The following is a 17,785-nucleotide window of genomic DNA, read 5'->3' on the forward strand; positions in this document are numbered from 1 at the left end:
CGACATGACGGAGATCGGTAACCGCAGCTCACGCTCGAAGGCTGGCGCCAAGGGCGTCAAGATTGAGCGCATCTACACCACGCCCGGCGTCCACCCGTACGACGAGGTGACGTGGGAGAAGCGCGACGTCGTCCAGCAGAACTGGAAGACGGGAGAGACGATCTTCGAGCAGCGCGGCGTCGAGTTCCCCGACTTCTGGTCGGTCAACGCGAGCACGATCGTCACCACCAAGTACTTCCGCGGCGCCGTGGGCACGGCCGCGCGCGAGGTCTCGCTCAAGCAGCTCATCGACCGCGTCGTGCTGACCTACGCCGCCGCGGGCAAGAGCAACGGCTACTTCGCGTCCGCCGAGGACGCCGAGATCTTCGAGCACGAGCTGACCCACGCCCTGCTGCACCAGGTCTTCTCGTTCAACTCGCCCGTGTGGTTCAACGTCGGCACCAAGAGCCCGCAGCAGGTCTCCGCCTGCTTCATCCTCTCCGTCGACGACTCGATGGACTCGATCCTCAACTGGTACAAGGAGGAGGGGAAGATCTTCCAGGGCGGCTCCGGTGCCGGTCTCAACCTCTCCCGCATCCGCTCCTCCAAGGAGCTGCTCTCCTCCGGCGGCACCGCCTCCGGCCCGGTCTCCTTCATGCGCGGGGCCGATGCGTCCGCCGGCACCATCAAGTCCGGCGGTGCCACGCGCCGTGCGGCCAAGATGGTCGTCCTCGACGTCGACCACCCCGACATCGAGGAGTTCGTCGAGACGAAGGCGCGCGAGGAGGACAAGATCCGCGCCCTGCGCGACGCCGGCTTCGACATGGACCTCGGCGGCAAGGACATCGTCTCCGTCCAGTACCAGAACGCCAACAACTCGGTCCGCGTCAACGACGAGTTCATGAAGGCCGTCGAGGACGGCACGGAGTTCGGTCTGCGCTCGCGCTCCGACGGCTCCGTCATCGACACCGTCGACGCCCGGGAGCTCTTCGGCAAGATCGCCAAGGCCGCGTGGGAGTGCGCCGACCCGGGCATCCAGTACGACGACACGATCAACGCGTGGCACACCAACCCCGAGACGGGCCGCATCACGGCCTCCAACCCGTGCTCGGAGTACATGTCGCTCGACAACTCCTCGTGCAACCTCGCCTCGCTCAACCTGCTGAAGTTCCTGCGCGACGACGACACGTTCGACGGGGTCACCTTCCAGAAGGTCGTCGAGCTCGTCATCACGGCGATGGACATCTCGATCTGCTTCGCGGACTTCCCGACCGAGCCCATCGGCGAGACCACCCGCAACTACCGCCAGCTCGGCATCGGCTACGCCAACCTGGGCGCACTGCTCATGGCGACTGGTCACGGCTACGACTCCGAGGGCGGCCGCGCGCTCGCCGCCTCGATCACCTCACTCCTGACGGGCGCCGCCTACAAGCGCTCCGCGGAGATGGCCTCGGTCGTCGGCGCCTACGCCGGCTACGCCCGCAACGCTGACGCCCACAAGCGGGTCATGCGCAAGCACCAGGCCGCCAACGACAACATCAAGACGCTCGACGCGATGGACTCCGACGTCCACCAGCTCGCGACGAAGGCGTGGGACGACGTCGTCAAGCTCGGCGAGAAGCACGGCTACCGCAACGCCCAGGCGTCGGTGCTCGCGCCGACCGGCACCATCGGCTTCATGATGGACTGCGACACCACCGGCATCGAGCCGGACTTCTCGCTCGTCAAGTTCAAGAAGCTCGTCGGTGGTGGCTCGATGCAGATCGTCAACCTCACCATCCCGCGCGCGCTCAAGAAGCTCGGCTACCAGCAGGAGTCGATCGAGGCCATCGTCGAGTACATCGCCGACAAGGGCCACGTCATCGACGCGCCCGGTCTCAAGCCGGAGCACTACGAGGTCTTCGACACCGCGATGGGTGCGCGCTCGATCTCGGCCATGGGCCACGTGCGCATGATGGCCGCGACGCAGCCGTTCCTGTCGGGTGCCATCTCCAAGACGGTCAACCTCCCCGAGACGGCCACGGTCGAGGAGATCCAGGACGTCTACATGCAGGGCTGGAAGCTCGGCATCAAGGCGCTCGCGATCTACCGCGACAACTGCAAGGTCGGTCAGCCGCTGTCCGACGGTGGCTCGACGGCCAAGGACAACAAGGCTGCCGCGGACGCCGCTGCGTCCGAGGTCAAGGTCGAGAAGGTCATCGAGTACCGCCCGGTCCGTCGCCGCCTGCCCAAGCGCCGCAGCTCGCAGACGACGTCGTTCGCCGTCGGCGGCGCCGAGGGCTACCTCACGGCCGGCACCTACGACGACCAGCAGCTCGGCGAGATCTTCCTCAAGTTCGGCAAGCAGGGCTCGACCCTGGCCGGCGTCATGGACGCCTTCTCGATCGCGGTCTCCATCGGTCTGCAGTACGGCGTGCCGCTCGAGACGTTCGTGGAGAAGTTCACGAACCTCCGCTTCGAGCCGGCCGGCCTCACCGACGACCCCGACGTCCGCATGGCGCAGTCGATCATGGACTACGTCTTCCGCCGTCTGGCGCTCGACTACCTCGATTTCGACACCCGCTCCTTCATGGGCATCCACACGGCTGCCGAGCGGGCCCGCCAGGTCGAGACCGGCTCCTACGAGGCGATCGAGGCCGACGAGTCCGACGAGGACCTCGAGGAGGAGCTCGAGTCGCTGCAGCAGTCGGCTCCGGTGTCGAAGAAGGCCGAGCCGAAGGCCGACGAGACCAAGACGGAGGCCAAGGGTGTCGCCGCCGACGTCAAGTTCGGCGCTGGCGCGGCCTCCGCTAGGGAGGCGTCCGGCGACGTGCACAGCTCGGCCGAGCTGCTCGAGAAGTTCGGAGGCATCACCGCTGACGCGCCGATCTGCATGACCTGTGGCACGAAGATGCGCCCCGCCGGCTCCTGCTACGTCTGCGAGGGCTGCGGAAGCACCAGCGGTTGCAGCTGATGTCAACGGTCAAGGAATGTCACGAGGGCCTCGGTCACGAGTGACATTCCGTTGGTCAGCAATGTCACGGACTTGTTCACGTGACATTCGGTCAGGGCAACGGCCCGGCTCTCGATGCAGAGCCGGGCCGTTGCCCTCCCCTCGTTGTGACAGACTGGATGAGCGCAAACAGGACAAATCGGGTACGTGCGGTGCAGCCCGGCGCCAGTCCGGCGCCGCGACGCGGAGGTCCACCCGTGCCCGGTCCGCTCGACCAGCCCTCGTCGCCGACGCGCCCAGCGCGTCACGCCCACCGCGCGCAGCGCCTCCGGCGTCCTCGGCGGAGCGTCACCGTGCTCGTCGGGGTCGCACTCGTCGGGTCTATGGCCTTGGCCCCGGATGCCGACGCCGCGGGGACGCCCAACCCGCCACCGGCGTCGGGGAGCTCGAACGTCTCGGACGCATCGCAGGCCCAGGCCTCCACACCGACGCCGGCCACGACGACCACCGACGGTTCGACCCCGCCTCCTTCGGCGCCCGCTGCTGCCCGCGGCGCTGTCACGATCGCGGGTACCCCACGCGTCGGCGCCACCCTGACCGCTGAGACCGAGGGTTGGGACCCCGACCTGACGCTGACCTACCAGTGGACCGCCGACGGCGCCCCGCTCGCCGGCGGCACCCACGCGACGCTCGTCGTCCCGGCGTCGGCGCTCGGCACGAAGGTCGCGGTGGTCGTCACGTCGCACCGCGGCGACGCGACGGTCGACGAGGTGCCGAGCGACCCCGTCGGACCGGTCGCGCCGGGCAGCTTCACTGCCGCCCCCTCGCCGACGGTCACCGGCAGGTTGCGCGTCGGCCGGGTCCTCACCGCGTTGCCCGGCGCCTGGGCGCCGGCGGCGACCTTCACCTACCAGTGGCGGGTCAACGGGGTGGCCGTCAGCGGAGCCACCGGCCGCACCTACACGCCCGTCGCGGCCGACAGGGCCAAGCGGGTCAGCGTCACCGTCACGGGGTCGAGGGACGGTTTCACGCCGGTGTCGCGCACCTCAGCGCCGTCTGTCGTCATCGACTGGGGCGTGTTCGCCGCCGCCCCCACCCCGGTCGTCACCGGCACGCCGCAGACCGGGTCGACGGTCGGTGTCGCCGCCGGCACGTGGTCACCCGGCGCAACGCTCAGCTACCAGTGGCGCATCGACGGCCGTCCCGTGGGGGGCGCCACCAAGGGATGGTTCTACCTTGACGCCACGCGGCTCGGTCACCGCGTGGACGTCGTCGTCACCGCCCGACGCTCCGGCTTCCTCACGGCGGTGCGCACGAGCGCCGCGCGCGGGCCGATCACGCGGCCGTTCTCCACTGCACCCACCCCACGCATCGGGGGCTTCTTCCGGCGCGTCGGCTGGCCGGTCACCGTGACGACCGGCACCTGGGCGCCCGCGGCGAGTGTGGCCGTGCAGTGGCGTCGCAACGGCGTCGCGATCCCCGGCGCCACCGGCCGAGCCTACCGCCCCACCACGGCCGATCTCGGCAAGCGCCTCACCGTCACCGTGACGGGCCGGCGACCCGGCTACACGACGACACCCCGCACGAGTGCCGCCTCGCCCGCCATCGGGGCGGCCCCGTACGGCTTCACGAACTCCGGCACTCCCGCGACGCCGCCCGTCGCCGCGTACGCGCCGTCGGCGATCAAGCTCATGACCGACGCACAGTGGGCGAAGGTGCGCGCCGACGGCGTCTGGCGCGACGGGTGCCCCGGCTACCGGACGTCGTTCCGACGCGTCGAGGTGCCCTACTGGGGCCTCGACGGGAAGACCCACCGGGGCTGGGTCAACGTCAACGCCGACGTCGCCTCGAGCACGGCCAAGATCTTCAACACCCTGTACGCCAAGAAGTTCCGGATGCACCGCGTCGAGGGGATCGAGATGTTCGGCGGGTGGGAGTGGCTCGCCTCCAAGGGCAATGTGTCGACCGCGCTGAACTGCCGCAAGCCCTCCGAGCAGAACTCGGCCAACTCGTCGTCGCCGCACGCCTGGGGTCGCGCGCTCGACTTCAACCCGGTGCAGAACCCGTACATCAACCCGCGCACCGGCACTTGGGACCCCAACGCCCCGGCATCGGCCAGCGCGCAGGGCGCGGTCCGCTCCGGCGGCCTCGCTTGGACGGTGCTGCGCTCCTATGGCTGGACCTGGTCGGGCACCGACTCGTGGCGCGACTACATGCACTTCGACACCGGCTACCCGTCGCGGCCCAAGGCCGGCTACGTCGTGACGCCGGACGGGGACGAGATGATGCACGGCGGCCTGGCCTGACGACCTGGCCCGACAGCCCCGGACCAACGGACTCTTGACCGACGGACTCTGGACCGACGCGTCAGGTGCTGACGCAGCTCCGCGGTCAGCCGGCGCCCTTCGGACAGCTCAACGCTCGTTCTCCTTCGTCCGTGCCCGCACTGCGTGTGACTGCTTGCCCGCGATCCGCATCACCGCGGGGATCGGCTTCTGGTCAGCCGCTGGGAAAGACCGGCGAGGACGCGGGCTTGGGCGAGGGCGGGACACCCGCACCGGCGAGTGGGCTGGACCCCCGCGAAGACGAGGCGGGCCGGCGCGTCGGTCGTGGCGGAGTACGCGTGGGAACGGTGTCGGTGAGGGCTGGGCTGCGGTACGGACCAGCCGGACGGTGCGGTCGGTTGGGGTCATGTCGCCGAATCTCGCCACGACGGGGGAGCGGGTCTCGCGGCCCTGCGAAACGCCGTGTCGACCGACAACACCGCGATGACCGGGACATCCTCATTTGGGCACTAAGGACCTGCGGCATGAGGGGGACATCGGCCGATCGGGCGTGCGCTTCGGCAGACGTGGTCGTTTTCCCTTGCCACACTGGAAATGGTGTTACCCGGGGGCCGCCCGTGTTTGGAGGACTCGCATGCGAGGTGGCACACGTCGAAGGCGTCACATCCCTAGGGTGCTCTGTGCCTTGGCACTGCCGGTCGTCGCTCAGGCCGCCTGCTACTCCACAGGTCCGGCGCCACGACCTCATCAGGACCGTCGCACCCACGGCGGCGCCCGCACTCGAGCCCGGACGCGGGGCGGTGGTAGTCCGCCAGTGACCACGGGTCGAACGTCACCAGAGCCGACTTCGTGATCGGTGGCGGCCTCGCCACCACCCACTAGACCAAGGAGTACCAGAATGCCCAGACCGGTCGTTTTCATGTTGCGTCACAGACTTGCGGTGATCGCCGCCTCCGGCGTCACTGGTGCGGTCGCGCTCGCGGGATGCTCGGGTGCCGGGGGCGGTGGCTCCTCGGCCGGTGGGGGGACCGGGGCCGGGGGCGGCGGAGCGGTGCGGGTGCTCATGGTCAACAACCCGCAGATGGTCGACCTGCAGAAGCTCACGGCTGACAACTTCACCAAGCAGACGGGCATCAAGGTCGCCTACACCGTGCTGCCCGAGAACGACATGCGCGACAAGGCGAGCCAGGAGTTCTCCAGCCAGGCCGGCCAGTACGACGTCGCCACACTCTCGAACTTCGAGATCCCGATCTATGCCAAGAACAAGTGGGTCGCAGACCTCACCGACTCGGTCGGCAAGGACCCCTCCTTCGACCAGAGCGACATCCTCAAGCCCATGACGGAGGCGCTGTCCGTCGACGGGAGAATCTACGGGGAGCCCTTCTACGGCGAGTCCTCCTTCCTCATGTACCGCAAGGACGTTCTGCAGGCCAAGGGCATCACGATGCCGGAGAACCCGACGTGGCAGCAGGTCGGTGACATCGTCGCCAAGGTCGACGGTGCGCAGCCGGGCATGAAGGGGATCTGCCTTCGTGGACAGCCCGGCTGGGGAGAGCTCATCGCCCCCCTGACCACCCTGGTCAACACGTTCGGAGGCACCTGGTTCGACAAGGACTGGAACGCCAAGGTCAACGACGCCCCGTTCGTCCAGGCGACCCAGTTCTACGTCGACCTGATCCAGAAGCACGGTGAGAGCGGTGCCTCGCAGGCCGGCTTCACCGAGTGCCTGAACAACATGACGCAGGGCAAGGTGGCCATGTGGTACGACGCCACGTCGGGTGCCGGCTCCCTGGAGGCAGAGAACTCACCGGTCAAGGGCAAGATCGGCTACGTCAAGGCACCGGTCGAGAAGACGAAGAGCTCCGGCTGGCTGTACACCTGGGCCTGGGCCACCGAGGCGGCGAGCAAGAACCAGTCCAACGCCGCCAAGTTCATCGCCTGGGCCTCGAGCAAGCAGTACGAGGAGCTCGTGGGCAAGCAGCTCGGGTGGCCTCGCGTCCCGGCGGGCAAGCGCGCCTCGACGTACTCCAACCCCGACTACGTCGCCGCGGCCAAGGCCTTCGCGGAGCCCACCAAGGCGGAGATCGAGTCGGTCGACCCGAACAACCCAGGCGTCCAGCCGCGGCCGGCGCCGGGCATCCAGTTCGTCGACATCCCGGAGTTTCCCGACCTCGGCACCAAGGTGAGCCAGCTCATCAGCTCGGCCATCGCCGGTCAGGGCACGGTCCAAAGCGCCCTCGACCAAGGTCAGACGCTCGCCGAGAGCGTCGGCCAGAAGTACAAGAACAAGTAGTCCGTCAGGAGCTTCGAATGTCCACAGCTCTCAACGCCCCGCCCGTGGCGGCGCCTGGGACTGCAGGAGGGGGACCGTCGCGCGCAGGCAAATGGGCGCGACGGGCCCCGCTGCTTCCGGCACTGCTCTTCGTTGTCCTCGCCACGCAGCTGCCGTTCGTGGTGACGATCATCATCTCGTTCATGAACTACAACGCGTACTACCCGAACGACACAGGTTTCGCGGGTCTCGCCAACTTCAAGACGGTGCTGACTGACCCGCAGGCTCGCAGCGCGATCTTCGTGACGATCCTGTTCACGGTGGCTGTCGTCGTGATCGCGTTGGTTCTCGGGCTGGTGGCCGCCCTGTTGCTGGACCGCAAGTTCCACGGGCGGGCCGTCGTGCGCACGATGATGATCACGCCCTTCCTCATCGTGCCCGTCGCGGCTGCTCTGGTGTGGAAGCACGCCCTCTACAACCCCGAGTACGGCCTCTTCAACGGACTGCTGACGATGGTGTTCGGCGACGGCGCGCCACAGCCGGACTGGATCGGGCAGTGGCCGCGCTGGGCGGTGATCTTCGCGATCGTCTGGCAGTGGACGCCGTTCATGATGCTGATCCTGCTGGCGGGGCTCCAGAGTCGCCCCTTGGACGTCATCGAGGCCGCCCGCATCGACGGGGCCAGCACCTGGCAGGTCTTCCGCTACATGACCCTGCCGCACCTGCGCACCTACATCGAGCTGGCCGCTCTGCTGGGCTCCATCTACGTGGTCCAGGACTTCGACCACGTCTTCACGATCACCTCCGGCGGGCTCGGCACGGCGAACCTTCCCTACTACATCTACCAGACCTTCTACACCGCCCATGACTACGGACTGGCGTCAGCCGCAGGGGTGATTGTCGTCGTCGGCACGATCGCCATCTCCACCGCAGCCCTGAGAACCGTGTTCTCGCTCTTCAAGGAGGAGAGTCGATGACCACTACCTCGGCAACGTCGGCCCCGGCGCCCACCCGCACCGCCCCGCAGCTCCGGCACCGGAAGCCGCCTCGGTCGGGAATGGTCCTGTCGGTCCTGGCCTGGCTCTTCGGCATCGTCTTCGTCTTCCCGGTCCTGTGGATGGTGCTCACGTCCTTCCACTCCGAAGCGGACGCTGCGTCGAACCCACCGAAGTTCTTCGCTCCACTGACGCTCTCGGGCTACCAGGAGTTCTTCTCCGGCGGCCCGGTCCCGCCGCTGCTGAACTCGGCCACGGCGAGCATCTTCTCGACGATCCTCGTGCTCGCCCTCGCCTTCCCAGCGGCGTATGCGCTGTCGATCAAACCGGTCCGCAAGTGGACTGACGTGCTCTTCTTCCTGCTCAGCACCAAGTTCCTGCCCGTGGTCGCGGGCCTGCTCCCGATCTACCTGTTCGCGCAGAAGGTGGGGCTGCTGGACAACATCTGGCTGCTCGCCGTCTTCTACACCGTCATGAACCTGCCCATCGCGATCTGGATGCTCCGCTCGTTCCTGGCCGAGGTGCCTGTCGAGATGCTGGAGGCGGCCGAGGTGGACGGCGCCGGACTCCTGCGGACCCTCGGGTCGATCGTGGCGCCGGTTGTCATGCCGGGGCTCGCGGCAGCCGCCCTGATCTGCTTCATCTTCAGCTGGAACGAGCTCCTCTTCGCGCGCGTGCTGACGGCTACGACCGCCGAGACCGCCCCGGTCTTCCTGACGGGTTTCGTCACCAGCCAGGGCCTCTTCCTCGCCCAGGTGTGTGCGGCCTCGGTGATCGTCTCGCTGCCGGTACTGCTCGCAGGCTTCGCGGCGCAGGACAAGCTGGTCCAGGGTCTCTCGATGGGAGCGGTCCGGTGACCTCCGTCACGACGCTCTCGGGCACGAGCCTGGCCCACCTGCCCGAGGGTGTGGAGGGCCCGACCTACGACCGTGCCACGGCCACCCCGGGAATCGTGCACTTCGGGGTGGGCGGCTTCCACCGCGCCCACCAGGCGATGTACGTCGACGCGCTGATGAACCAGGGAAAGGCCCTGGACTGGGGCATCGTCGGCGTCGGCGTCATGCCGCAGGATGCGCGGATGCGCGACGCGCTGGCCGGCCAGGACCACCTCTACACGCTCGTGGTGAAGCACCCGGACGGGTCGCTGGAGCCGCGGGTGATCGGGTCGATCTTGGGCTACCTCTTCGCCCCGGACGACCCCGAAGCGGTCCTGCGGCAGATGACCGACCCGGCCATCCGCATCGTCAGCCTCACCGTGACCGAGGGCGGCTACCACGTCAACCAGGTCACCGGCGAGTTCGACCCGAGCGATCCCGACCTGCAGGCGGACCTGACGGGCGACGCGCCCCCCAGGAGCGCCTTCGGCTTCATCGTCGAGGCCCTGCGCCGGCGCAGGGCCGCCGGTGTCGCTCCCTTCACCGTCATGTCCTGCGACAACCTGCCAGGCAACGGGCACGTGGCGCGCAAGAGCATCACGGCGTTCGCCCGACTCAAGGACCCGGAGCTCGCCGACTGGATGGACACCGAGGTCGCCTTCCCCAACAGCATGGTCGACCGGATCACGCCGGTGACCACGCCGGCGGACGTCGAGGCGCTCGAGGCCCGGTTCGGGATCGCCGACGCGTGGCCCGTCGTGTGCGAGCCGTTCACCCAGTGGGTGCTGGAGGACGAGTTCCCTGACGGCCGGCCTCCCTTCGAGGACGTCGGGGTCCAGGTCGTCGACGACGTGGTGCCGTACGAGCTGATGAAGCTGCGGCTGCTGAACGCCAGCCACCAGGCACTGGGCTACCTGGGATACCTCTCCGGCTACCGCTACGTGCACGAGGTCTGCGCCGATCCGCTCTTCGTCCGATTCCTGCTCGGCTACATGGAGACCGAGGCGTCTCCCACCCTGCCGCCCGTCCCGGGAGTGGACCTCGACGCGTACCGTCACCAGCTCATCGAGCGTTTCGCCAACCCCGCGGTGAGGGACACCCTGGCCCGGCTCTGCGCCGAGAGCTCCGACCGAATCCCCAAGTGGCTCATGCCCGTCGTGTTCGCCAACCTCGAACGCGGTGGCCCCATCGAGCGCTCGACCCTGGTCGTCGCCTCGTGGGCCCGCTATGCCGAGGGGGTGGACGAGCAGGGAGAGCCCATCGAGGTGGTCGACCGCCTCAAGGACGAGGTCATGGCGGCTGCAGCGCGCCAGCAGGACGACCCGCTGGCCTTCGTCCGCAACCGCGACCTGTTCGGGACCGCAGCCGAGGACCCGAGGTTCGCGGCGGCATACACGGCCTTCTTGGCCGATCTCCACGCGAAAGGCGCGCGCCAGACGCTGACGGACCTCGAGGAGCGGCTGGGTGGCTGACCGCGACTCGGTGGTCGAGAGGATGTCCTCGCCCACGACGATCAAGCTCCAGGCGGTTCCCCAGTGAGGTGGCCCGCTTCCGCGGGTCAGCGCGTCCATCGGGTTTGATGGGTCCATGAGCGCATCCAGACTCGTGGCCGGGATCGACTCGTCCACCCAGTCGTGCAAGGTCGTGATCCGCGACGCGCGGACCGGCGAGCTCGTTCGTCAGGGACGAGCCGCTCACCCGGACGGCACCGAGATCGACCCCGAGATCTGGTGGCGTGCGCTGCAGGACGCGGTCGCCGAGGCCGGTGGGCTCGACGACGTGTCCGCGGTCGCCGTCGGTGGTCAGCAGCACGGCATGGTGGCCCTGGACGAGGCCGGGAGCGTCGTGCGACCAGCACTGCTCTGGAACGACACACGCTCGGCCCAGGCGGCGGCGGACCTGGTCAGGGAGCTCGGGGCTGCCGCGTGGGCACGAGCAACCGGCCTGGTGCCAGTCGCCTCGTACACCGGGACGAAGCTGCGCTGGCTGGCCGAGCACGAGCCCGACAACGCAGCGCGGGTGGCCGCCGTCGCCCTACCTCACGACTGGCTCACATGGCGTCTGATGGGATACGGCCCGGCCCGAAGCGCACCTCGAGGCGCCGACCTCACCGCGTTGACGACTGATCGCTCCGATGCGTCCGGCACCTTGTACTTCGACCCTGTCAGCAACCGCTACGACCGTGACCTCTTGATTCGGTGCTTGGGCCACGACGCGGTCCTGCCACGTGTTGCTGCGCCCGACGAGGTAGTCGGCACCCTCTGGGGTGGCACGGCCCTGGTCGGACCCGGCGCAGGTGACAACGCCGCTGCCGCTCTCGGGCTCGGCCTCGAACAGGGCGATGCTGCCGTGTCGCTCGGCACGTCCGGGGTCGTCTCGGCGGTGTCCGCTGTCCCCGCTCACGACTCCACCGGCCTGGTCAGCGGGTTTGCCGACGCCACGGGAGTGTTCCTGCCCCTCGCGTGCACCCTCAATGCCGCCCGCGTCCTCGATGCCGCCACCCGCTGGCTCGGCGTCAACCACTCCGAGCTCTCAGATCTGGCCCTCGAGGCACCGGCCGGCGCCGACGGCCTGGTCCTGGTGCCCTACCTCGAGGGGGAGCGGACGCCGAACCTCCCGGATGCGACGGGCGCACTGCATGGCCTTCGGTTGTCGAACTCGACCCAAGCGCACCTCGCCCGCGCTGCAGTGGAAGGGATGCTCTCCGGACAGGCGGATGGCCTCGATGCCCTGCGTGCCACAGGACTGGAGCCGAGACGGCTGCACCTCATCGGTGGCGCGGCTCGATCCGAGGCCGTGCGCAGGATCGCGCCCGACGTGTTCGGCCTCGACGTGGTCGTGCCCGCCCCGGGTGAGTACGTGGCAGACGGTGCGGCCAGACAGGCGGCCTGGGTCTTGTCCGACCAGCCCCACCCCCCTACGTGGAATGCGCACAGCGGAAGTCGCACGTTCGCGGCAGAGAACCCCCGCGCCACCGAGGCAATACGGTCACGCTATGCGGAGGCACGTCAATGGTTCCTCAATCGTTGAGTCCCGCTGGCGGCTGTCAGAACGTCCATGAAGGCGCGGTCGCGTCGTGCAGAGTCACCGGTCCACGGACGAGGTGGACGCGCTCCAGGGCACGTCGCGCGGGCGCACCGACGCGCTCGCTCCGCACCCGGCTGCTCGGCACCGGGGCTGCACGCTGGCCTGCCCGGCAGTCTGAGGTAGCTCGCGCTACAGCAGGAGGTCGAAGATCCGGATGGCGCGGTCCCAGTGGTCGGTCTGCGGGTTCTTCAGGTCCGGCTCGAGGATCGGGAACGTCCGCGCGAGGGCGACGCCAAGCCCGCCCGCGACCAACGGGAGCTTCGCCTGGGCCTCGTCGCTGTAGGTCACATCAAGGGGCGGCCGCCTGGTGATCTGCTCGAGGATCGCCTCCAGCGACACCTCCTGATCGATCGCCTTGAAGGCGTGGATCGACTCCTGAAGGCCCTTGGTGATCGGCAGGTCCTGCGGCTCGATGATGTCGCGGCCGTTCGCCTTCGCGTTCGCCTGCCCGCGCAGCAGCAGGTCGTAGATCTTGTCGTTGACGAAGTCGTTGAAGCGGCGCAGGTCGTCCTTGTCCACGTCGAGACCAGCGGCCGCGCGGAAGAAACGTTCGAAGCGGGCGACGCCGAAGAGCTCCATCGTCGGTCCTCCTGTGGTCTCGACCGCCCCAGCCTAGCGCCCGCGGCACACGGGACATCCCGGATACGCATATGTCAGACCCGCCGGGCGACCTAGGATGGAGCACGCGGCTAGGGCACCCGAACGACGTCCGGAAGGACAGGACCGATGGCAGACACCTCGACGACGGACCGCCAGAGCTGGGCCAAGGGCCTGGACCAGCTGACGAAGGACCGCGGGGGACAGGAAGTCACGATCGAGGTCCTCGACCGTTCCTTCGGCGACCAGACGGAGGCCGAGCGCCTGCCGTTCGCGTACGCGACGTACGACCCCAAGGACGACGTGGTGGTCGTGGCCGTGGGCGGGAGGTCCTCGAGCTACCCCGTCGTGCTGCGCCACATGGTCCCGCACCCGAGCGAGGTCGACATCGACCTGGACGCGGGCGCCTTTCGAGTCGTGGAGCAGGACGGCACCACGACCATCGTGAGCTTCTTTGCCCCGTCCGGCGACTGACGGCGTCCTTCCAGTGTCACTGGCTGTCCACGTGACACCCAGCTAGCAAGAAGGCCCCGGCTTCCCATGGGGAGGTCGCCTTCGATGGACTCAGGTGCGTCCTGCAGGGCGCACGCCGACCGGCCACGTTCGCATACTCCGGGGGGTCAGCTCATCGACAAGGTCCGGGGATCCCGGGTGGGCCGCGGACGAGAGCGTCGTGGACGTCGACGACCCACGCCTGCGCCGCCACCTTGGCGATGACTGCGCACCCACCATGTCCTTGACTTGATACCCCATGGGGGTACCTTGAAAGTATGGACCGACACAGCGACCACTGGACCTCGTCGACGACCTCGCTGTTCAGGGACCCCGTCTGCGGCATGGACGTCGACCCCGCGACCAGCGAGCACCATCTCCAGCTGGACGGGCGCGACTACTACTTCTGCTCTGCCGGCTGTCGCGCCACGTTCCAGGCCGAGCCGAGCGTCTACCTGAAGGACTCCTCCGGGCGCACGGCGCCAGGACGCGACCACGGCCGCCACGACCCTGCCCACACCAGCCATACGCCCGCTGCCCACGCCGGGCACGGTTCGGACAGAACCGTCGCGGACGCGGCGGTTGGTGACGTGGCCGAGTGGACCTGCCCGATGCACCCGCAGATCCGACGCCCCGGACCCGGCAGCTGCCCGATCTGCGGGATGGCCCTCGAACCCGTCACCGTGACCGCCGAGAGCGGCCCGAACCCCGAGCTGGCCGACATGACGCGCCGGTTCACGGTCGCGGTCGCGCTCAGCATTCCCGTGCTCGTCCTGTCCATGGGGCGCGACCTCATCCCCGCTCTCGAGGACGCCATCTCGCCGACGGCGGCGAACTGGGCCCAGCTGGTCCTGGCCACCCCGGTCGTGCTGTGGGCGGGCTGGCCGTTCTTCCAGCGAGGGTGGGCTTCCGTGCGCACCATGAAGCTGAACATGTTCACCCTCATCGCGATGGGTACCGGGGTGGCCTGGCTGTTCAGCGTGGTCGCCACCGTCGCGCCCGGGATCTTCCCCGAGGCCTTCCGGATGGACGGTGCGGTCGCGGTCTACTTCGAGGCCGCCGCCGTGATCACTGCGCTCGTCCTGCTCGGGCAGGTCCTCGAGCTGCGCGCCCGGGAGAGCACGTCGGGCGCGATCCGCGCCCTCCTGGACCTGACGCCCAAGACCGCGCACCGTGTCGAACAGGGCGGTACGGAGGCGGACGTCACCCTCGATCTCGTGCAGGTCGGTGACCTGCTGCGGGTTCGCCCCGGGGAGTCGATCCCGGTCGACGGCGCCGTCCACGAGGGCCGGTCCACGGTCGACGAGTCGATGGTTACCGGGGAGTCCATGCCGGTCAGGAAGGCGGCCGGTGACGTCGTCATCGGTGGCACCGTGAACCAGACCGGGTCGCTGGTCATGCGCGCCGACAGGGTGGGTCGCGACACCATGCTGGCGCGGATCGTGCAGATGGTGGCGGACGCGCAGCGCTCGCGTGCACCCATCCAGCGCCTGGCCGACCGGGTTTCCGCGGTGTTCGTGCCGGCCGTCATCGTGGCCGCGCTGGTCGCGTTCGTCGTATGGGCCACGCTGGGCCCCGAGCCCCGTCTGGCGCACGCCCTCGTCGTCGCCGTCAGCGTCCTCATCATCGCCTGTCCCTGCGCTCTCGGACTGGCCACGCCGGTGTCGATCATGGTCGGTGTCGGGCGCGGCGCCTCCCTCGGCGTGCTCATCAAGGACGCCGAGGCGCTCGAGCTCCTGGAGAAGGTCGACACCCTGGTCGTCGACAAGACGGGCACGCTCACCCAGGGTCGGCCCTCCGTCACTCACGTCACCATCGCAGCGGGAGAGGGCGAGACCGAGGTCCTGCGCCTCGCGGCTGCCGTCGAGCGCCCCAGCGAGCACCCGCTCGGTCTCGCCGTCGTGCGGGCGGCCGACGAGGCCGGCCTCGACGTTCCCGGCGTGGAGGACTTCGACGCTCCTGTCGGCAAGGGCGTCACGGGCACCGTCGAAGGACGACAGGTCCTCGTCGGCAGCAGCTCGTTCCTGGCCGGTCACGGCGTGGACACGGCCGGCCTCGACGCCGAGGCAGACCGCTTGCGTGCCGACGGTGCCAGCGCCGTCTACGTCGCGGTCGATCACCACGTGGCAGGCGTGCTCGCCATCGCCGACCCGGTCAAGGACACCACCCCGGCGGCGCTCGAGACTCTGCGCGAGGAGGGCATCGACGTCGTGATGCTCACCGGTGACAACCAGGTCACCGCCGAAGCCGTCGCCCGCAACCTGGGCATCGACCATGTCGAGGCCGAGGTCCTGCCCCACCACAAGAGCGACGTCGTGAAGGCCCTGCGCGCTGAAGGGCGAGTCGTGGCCATGGCAGGCGACGGCGTCAACGACGCGCCGGCCCTGACCGCCGCCGACGTCGGCATCGCGATGAGCACCGGAACGGACGTCGCCATCGAGAGTGCCGGTGTGACCTTGCTCAAGGGCGACCTCACCGGCATCGCGCGCGCCCGTGCCCTGTCCGAGGCCACCATGTCGAACATCCGCCAGAACCTGGTCTTCGCGTTCGTCTACAACGCCGCCGGCATCCCGCTCGCCGCCGGCGTGCTGTACCCGGCCTTCGGGCTGCTGCTCTCACCGATGGTCGCCGCGGCCGCCATGGCCCTGTCGTCGGTCAGTGTCATCGGGAACGCCCTGCGCCTGCGCAGCCAGCGCCTGTGACGGGCGTCCAGCTCAGGTGCGGTCGGCGGCGCGCATCCGGTGCTGGTGGTCGGTCTCGGCGCCCAGATCACGGTCCGTGTGGTCGGCATGGAACAGGGCCTCGGCGAGCAGGGCGTGCACGTGGGTGTCCGCCGCCGTGTAGTAGACGAACGTGCCCTCACGGCGCCCACGGACGAGGCCGGCGAGCCGGAGCTTGGCAAGATGCTGGCTGACCGCCGTCGGGTTGACGCCGGCCAGCTCGGCGAGGCACGTCACTGACGACTCACCCTGCAGCAGGGCCCACAGCAGCTTGATGCGCGTGGGGTCGGCGAGCATGCGGAAGGTCTCGGCTGCCAGGTGTGCCTGCTCGTCCTCGGGCATCGACAAGTCGGGAAGCGCCTCGTGCATGCACTGCAGCCTACGTGTCTACATGCCTTCGTACCTTCGTATGTGTGCAGGTAGCATCGCGCGCATGAGTTCCCCCTCGAGCGCATCCTCACTCGACGACGACCACGGGCACGACCATGCCGACCGGGGTCACGGACGTGACGCCCACCACGGGCATGGGCACGCGCACGACCACGACCACGGGTCGGGCCTGTTTGGGAAGGTGCGGCACGCGCTGACACCGCACTCGCATGACGTCGCGGACTCCCTCGACGCGGCCCTCGAGTCCAGTGCGCGTGGAATCCGCGCCGTGCGCCTCAGCCTGGTCGGCCTCGGCGTCACGGCGGTCCTGCAGCTGCTCGTCGTGGTCATCTCCGGGTCGGTGGCGCTGCTGGCCGACACGATCCACAACTTCTCCGACGCGCTCACCGCGATCCCGCTGTGGATCGCCTTCGTTCTCGGCCGGCGCGCCACGACGCGCCGCTACACCCACGGCTACGGACGCGCTGAGGACCTTGCCGGACTCTTCGTCGTGGCCATGATCGCCCTGTCAGCGGTGATCGCAGCCTGGCAGGCGATCGACCGACTCCTCAACCCCGCATCGGTGCAACACCTCGGCTGGGTCGCCCTCGCCGGCTTCGTCGGTTTCCTCGGCAACGAAGCCGTCGCGGTCTTCCGGATCGGCGAGGGCAAGGCCATCGGTTCGGCAGCGCTCGTCGCAGACGGACACCATGCCCGCACCGACGGGCTCACCTCCCTGGCCGTTCTCGTCGGCGCCGGGGGAGTCGCAATCGGTTGGAGCTGGGCCGACCCTGCGGTCGGCCTGCTGATCACCGTCGCGATCCTGATGGTCCTGCGGACCGCTGTGCGAGACGTCTTCCGACGGCTCATGGACGGCGTGGAGCCCGAGCTGGTGGACGCTGCCGAACAGGTGGCTGCGGGCGTCCCGGGCGTCCTGGGGGTCGACGAGGTCCGGGTGCGCTGGGTGGGTCACGACGTGCATTCGGAGCTCGTCATCGACGTCGCGGCCACGCTGTCGCTGGAGGCCGCGGACGCCCTCGCCAGAGAGGTCCAGCAGCGGGTGCTCGGCACCATTCCCCGGATGGCCCGCGCCGTGGTCCGGGCACGTCCCCGGGTGGCCGTCGCGAGCTGACGGCGTGTCAACGGCTGGGCCGCCAGGGGGCGTCCGCCGTTCCGCCCCCC

Annotated in this window: 12 protein-coding genes; 10 read left to right on the forward strand and 2 right to left on the reverse strand. The window is 69.1% G+C overall.

Going from position 1 to position 17,785, the window contains the following annotated elements:
* The first annotated feature begins 4 nt into the window (after positions 1–4).
* From LQK93_RS15715 to xylB, 7 genes are all read left to right on the forward strand, one after another.
* The gene (locus LQK93_RS15715) at positions 5–2,932 is read left to right on the forward strand and encodes a vitamin B12-dependent ribonucleotide reductase (RefSeq protein ID WP_374968709.1); all 2,928 of its coding nucleotides are present in this window, start codon (positions 5–7) and stop codon (positions 2,930–2,932) included.
* 332 nt (positions 2,933–3,264) lie between these two features.
* Positions 3,265–5,217 carry a M15 family metallopeptidase gene (locus tag LQK93_RS15720; RefSeq protein WP_374968710.1) on the forward strand — a complete coding sequence of 651 codons (1,953 nt, stop codon included), beginning with the start codon at positions 3,265–3,267 and terminating at the stop codon, positions 5,215–5,217.
* Positions 5,218–6,115: 898 nt separating this feature from the next.
* On the forward strand, positions 6,116–7,489 hold the full coding sequence (locus LQK93_RS15725) for an ABC transporter substrate-binding protein (RefSeq protein ID WP_374968711.1): 1,374 nt from the start codon (positions 6,116–6,118) through the stop codon (positions 7,487–7,489).
* Positions 7,490–7,506: 17 nt separating this feature from the next.
* Positions 7,507–8,445 carry a carbohydrate ABC transporter permease gene (locus tag LQK93_RS15730; RefSeq protein WP_374968712.1) on the forward strand — a complete coding sequence of 313 codons (939 nt, stop codon included), beginning with the start codon at positions 7,507–7,509 and terminating at the stop codon, positions 8,443–8,445.
* Positions 8,442–9,320 carry a carbohydrate ABC transporter permease gene (locus LQK93_RS15735; RefSeq protein ID WP_374968713.1) on the forward strand — a complete coding sequence of 293 codons (879 nt, stop codon included), beginning with the start codon at positions 8,442–8,444 and terminating at the stop codon, positions 9,318–9,320. Before LQK93_RS15730 ends, LQK93_RS15735 begins: the two co-directional genes overlap by 4 nt.
* The gene (locus LQK93_RS15740) at positions 9,317–10,810 is read left to right on the forward strand and encodes a mannitol dehydrogenase family protein (RefSeq protein WP_374968714.1); all 1,494 of its coding nucleotides are present in this window, start codon (positions 9,317–9,319) and stop codon (positions 10,808–10,810) included. The genes LQK93_RS15735 and LQK93_RS15740 overlap by 4 nt, the downstream gene beginning before the upstream one ends.
* Before the next feature lie 115 nt (positions 10,811–10,925).
* The gene (gene xylB, locus LQK93_RS15745) at positions 10,926–12,368 is read left to right on the forward strand and encodes a xylulokinase (RefSeq protein ID WP_374968715.1); all 1,443 of its coding nucleotides are present in this window, start codon (positions 10,926–10,928) and stop codon (positions 12,366–12,368) included.
* A gap of 186 nt (positions 12,369–12,554) precedes the next feature.
* Here the strand turns inward: xylB and LQK93_RS15750 are convergent, their stop codons facing one another.
* On the reverse strand, positions 12,555–13,004 hold the full coding sequence (locus tag LQK93_RS15750; RefSeq protein ID WP_374968716.1) for a DUF1931 family protein: 450 nt from the start codon (positions 13,002–13,004) through the stop codon (positions 12,555–12,557).
* Between the two features lie 147 nt (positions 13,005–13,151).
* Between LQK93_RS15750 and LQK93_RS15755 the strand changes: the two genes are divergently transcribed.
* Both LQK93_RS15755 and LQK93_RS15760 read left to right on the forward strand, forming a co-directional pair.
* Positions 13,152–13,496 carry a DUF5335 family protein gene (locus tag LQK93_RS15755; RefSeq protein WP_374968717.1) on the forward strand — a complete coding sequence of 115 codons (345 nt, stop codon included), beginning with the start codon at positions 13,152–13,154 and terminating at the stop codon, positions 13,494–13,496.
* Positions 13,497–13,792: 296 nt separating this feature from the next.
* On the forward strand, positions 13,793–16,216 hold the full coding sequence (locus LQK93_RS15760; RefSeq protein ID WP_374968718.1) for a heavy metal translocating P-type ATPase: 2,424 nt from the start codon (positions 13,793–13,795) through the stop codon (positions 16,214–16,216).
* Between the two features lie 12 nt (positions 16,217–16,228).
* On the opposite strand, the gene LQK93_RS15765 is transcribed toward LQK93_RS15760, so the two are convergent.
* Positions 16,229–16,603: an ArsR/SmtB family transcription factor gene (locus LQK93_RS15765; protein ID WP_374968719.1), complete on the reverse strand. Its 375-nt coding sequence runs from the start codon at positions 16,601–16,603 to the stop codon at positions 16,229–16,231.
* Between the two features lie 64 nt (positions 16,604–16,667).
* On the opposite strand from LQK93_RS15765, the gene LQK93_RS15770 reads away from it, so the two are divergent.
* Positions 16,668–17,735: a cation diffusion facilitator family transporter gene (locus LQK93_RS15770; protein ID WP_374968720.1), complete on the forward strand. Its 1,068-nt coding sequence runs from the start codon at positions 16,668–16,670 to the stop codon at positions 17,733–17,735.
* Positions 17,736–17,785 lie beyond the last annotated feature (50 nt).

The sequence above is a fragment of the Terrabacter sp. BE26 genome (genome assembly GCF_041941675.1).
In the GTDB taxonomy this organism is placed as follows: Bacteria; Actinomycetota; Actinomycetes; order Actinomycetales; family Dermatophilaceae; genus Terrabacter.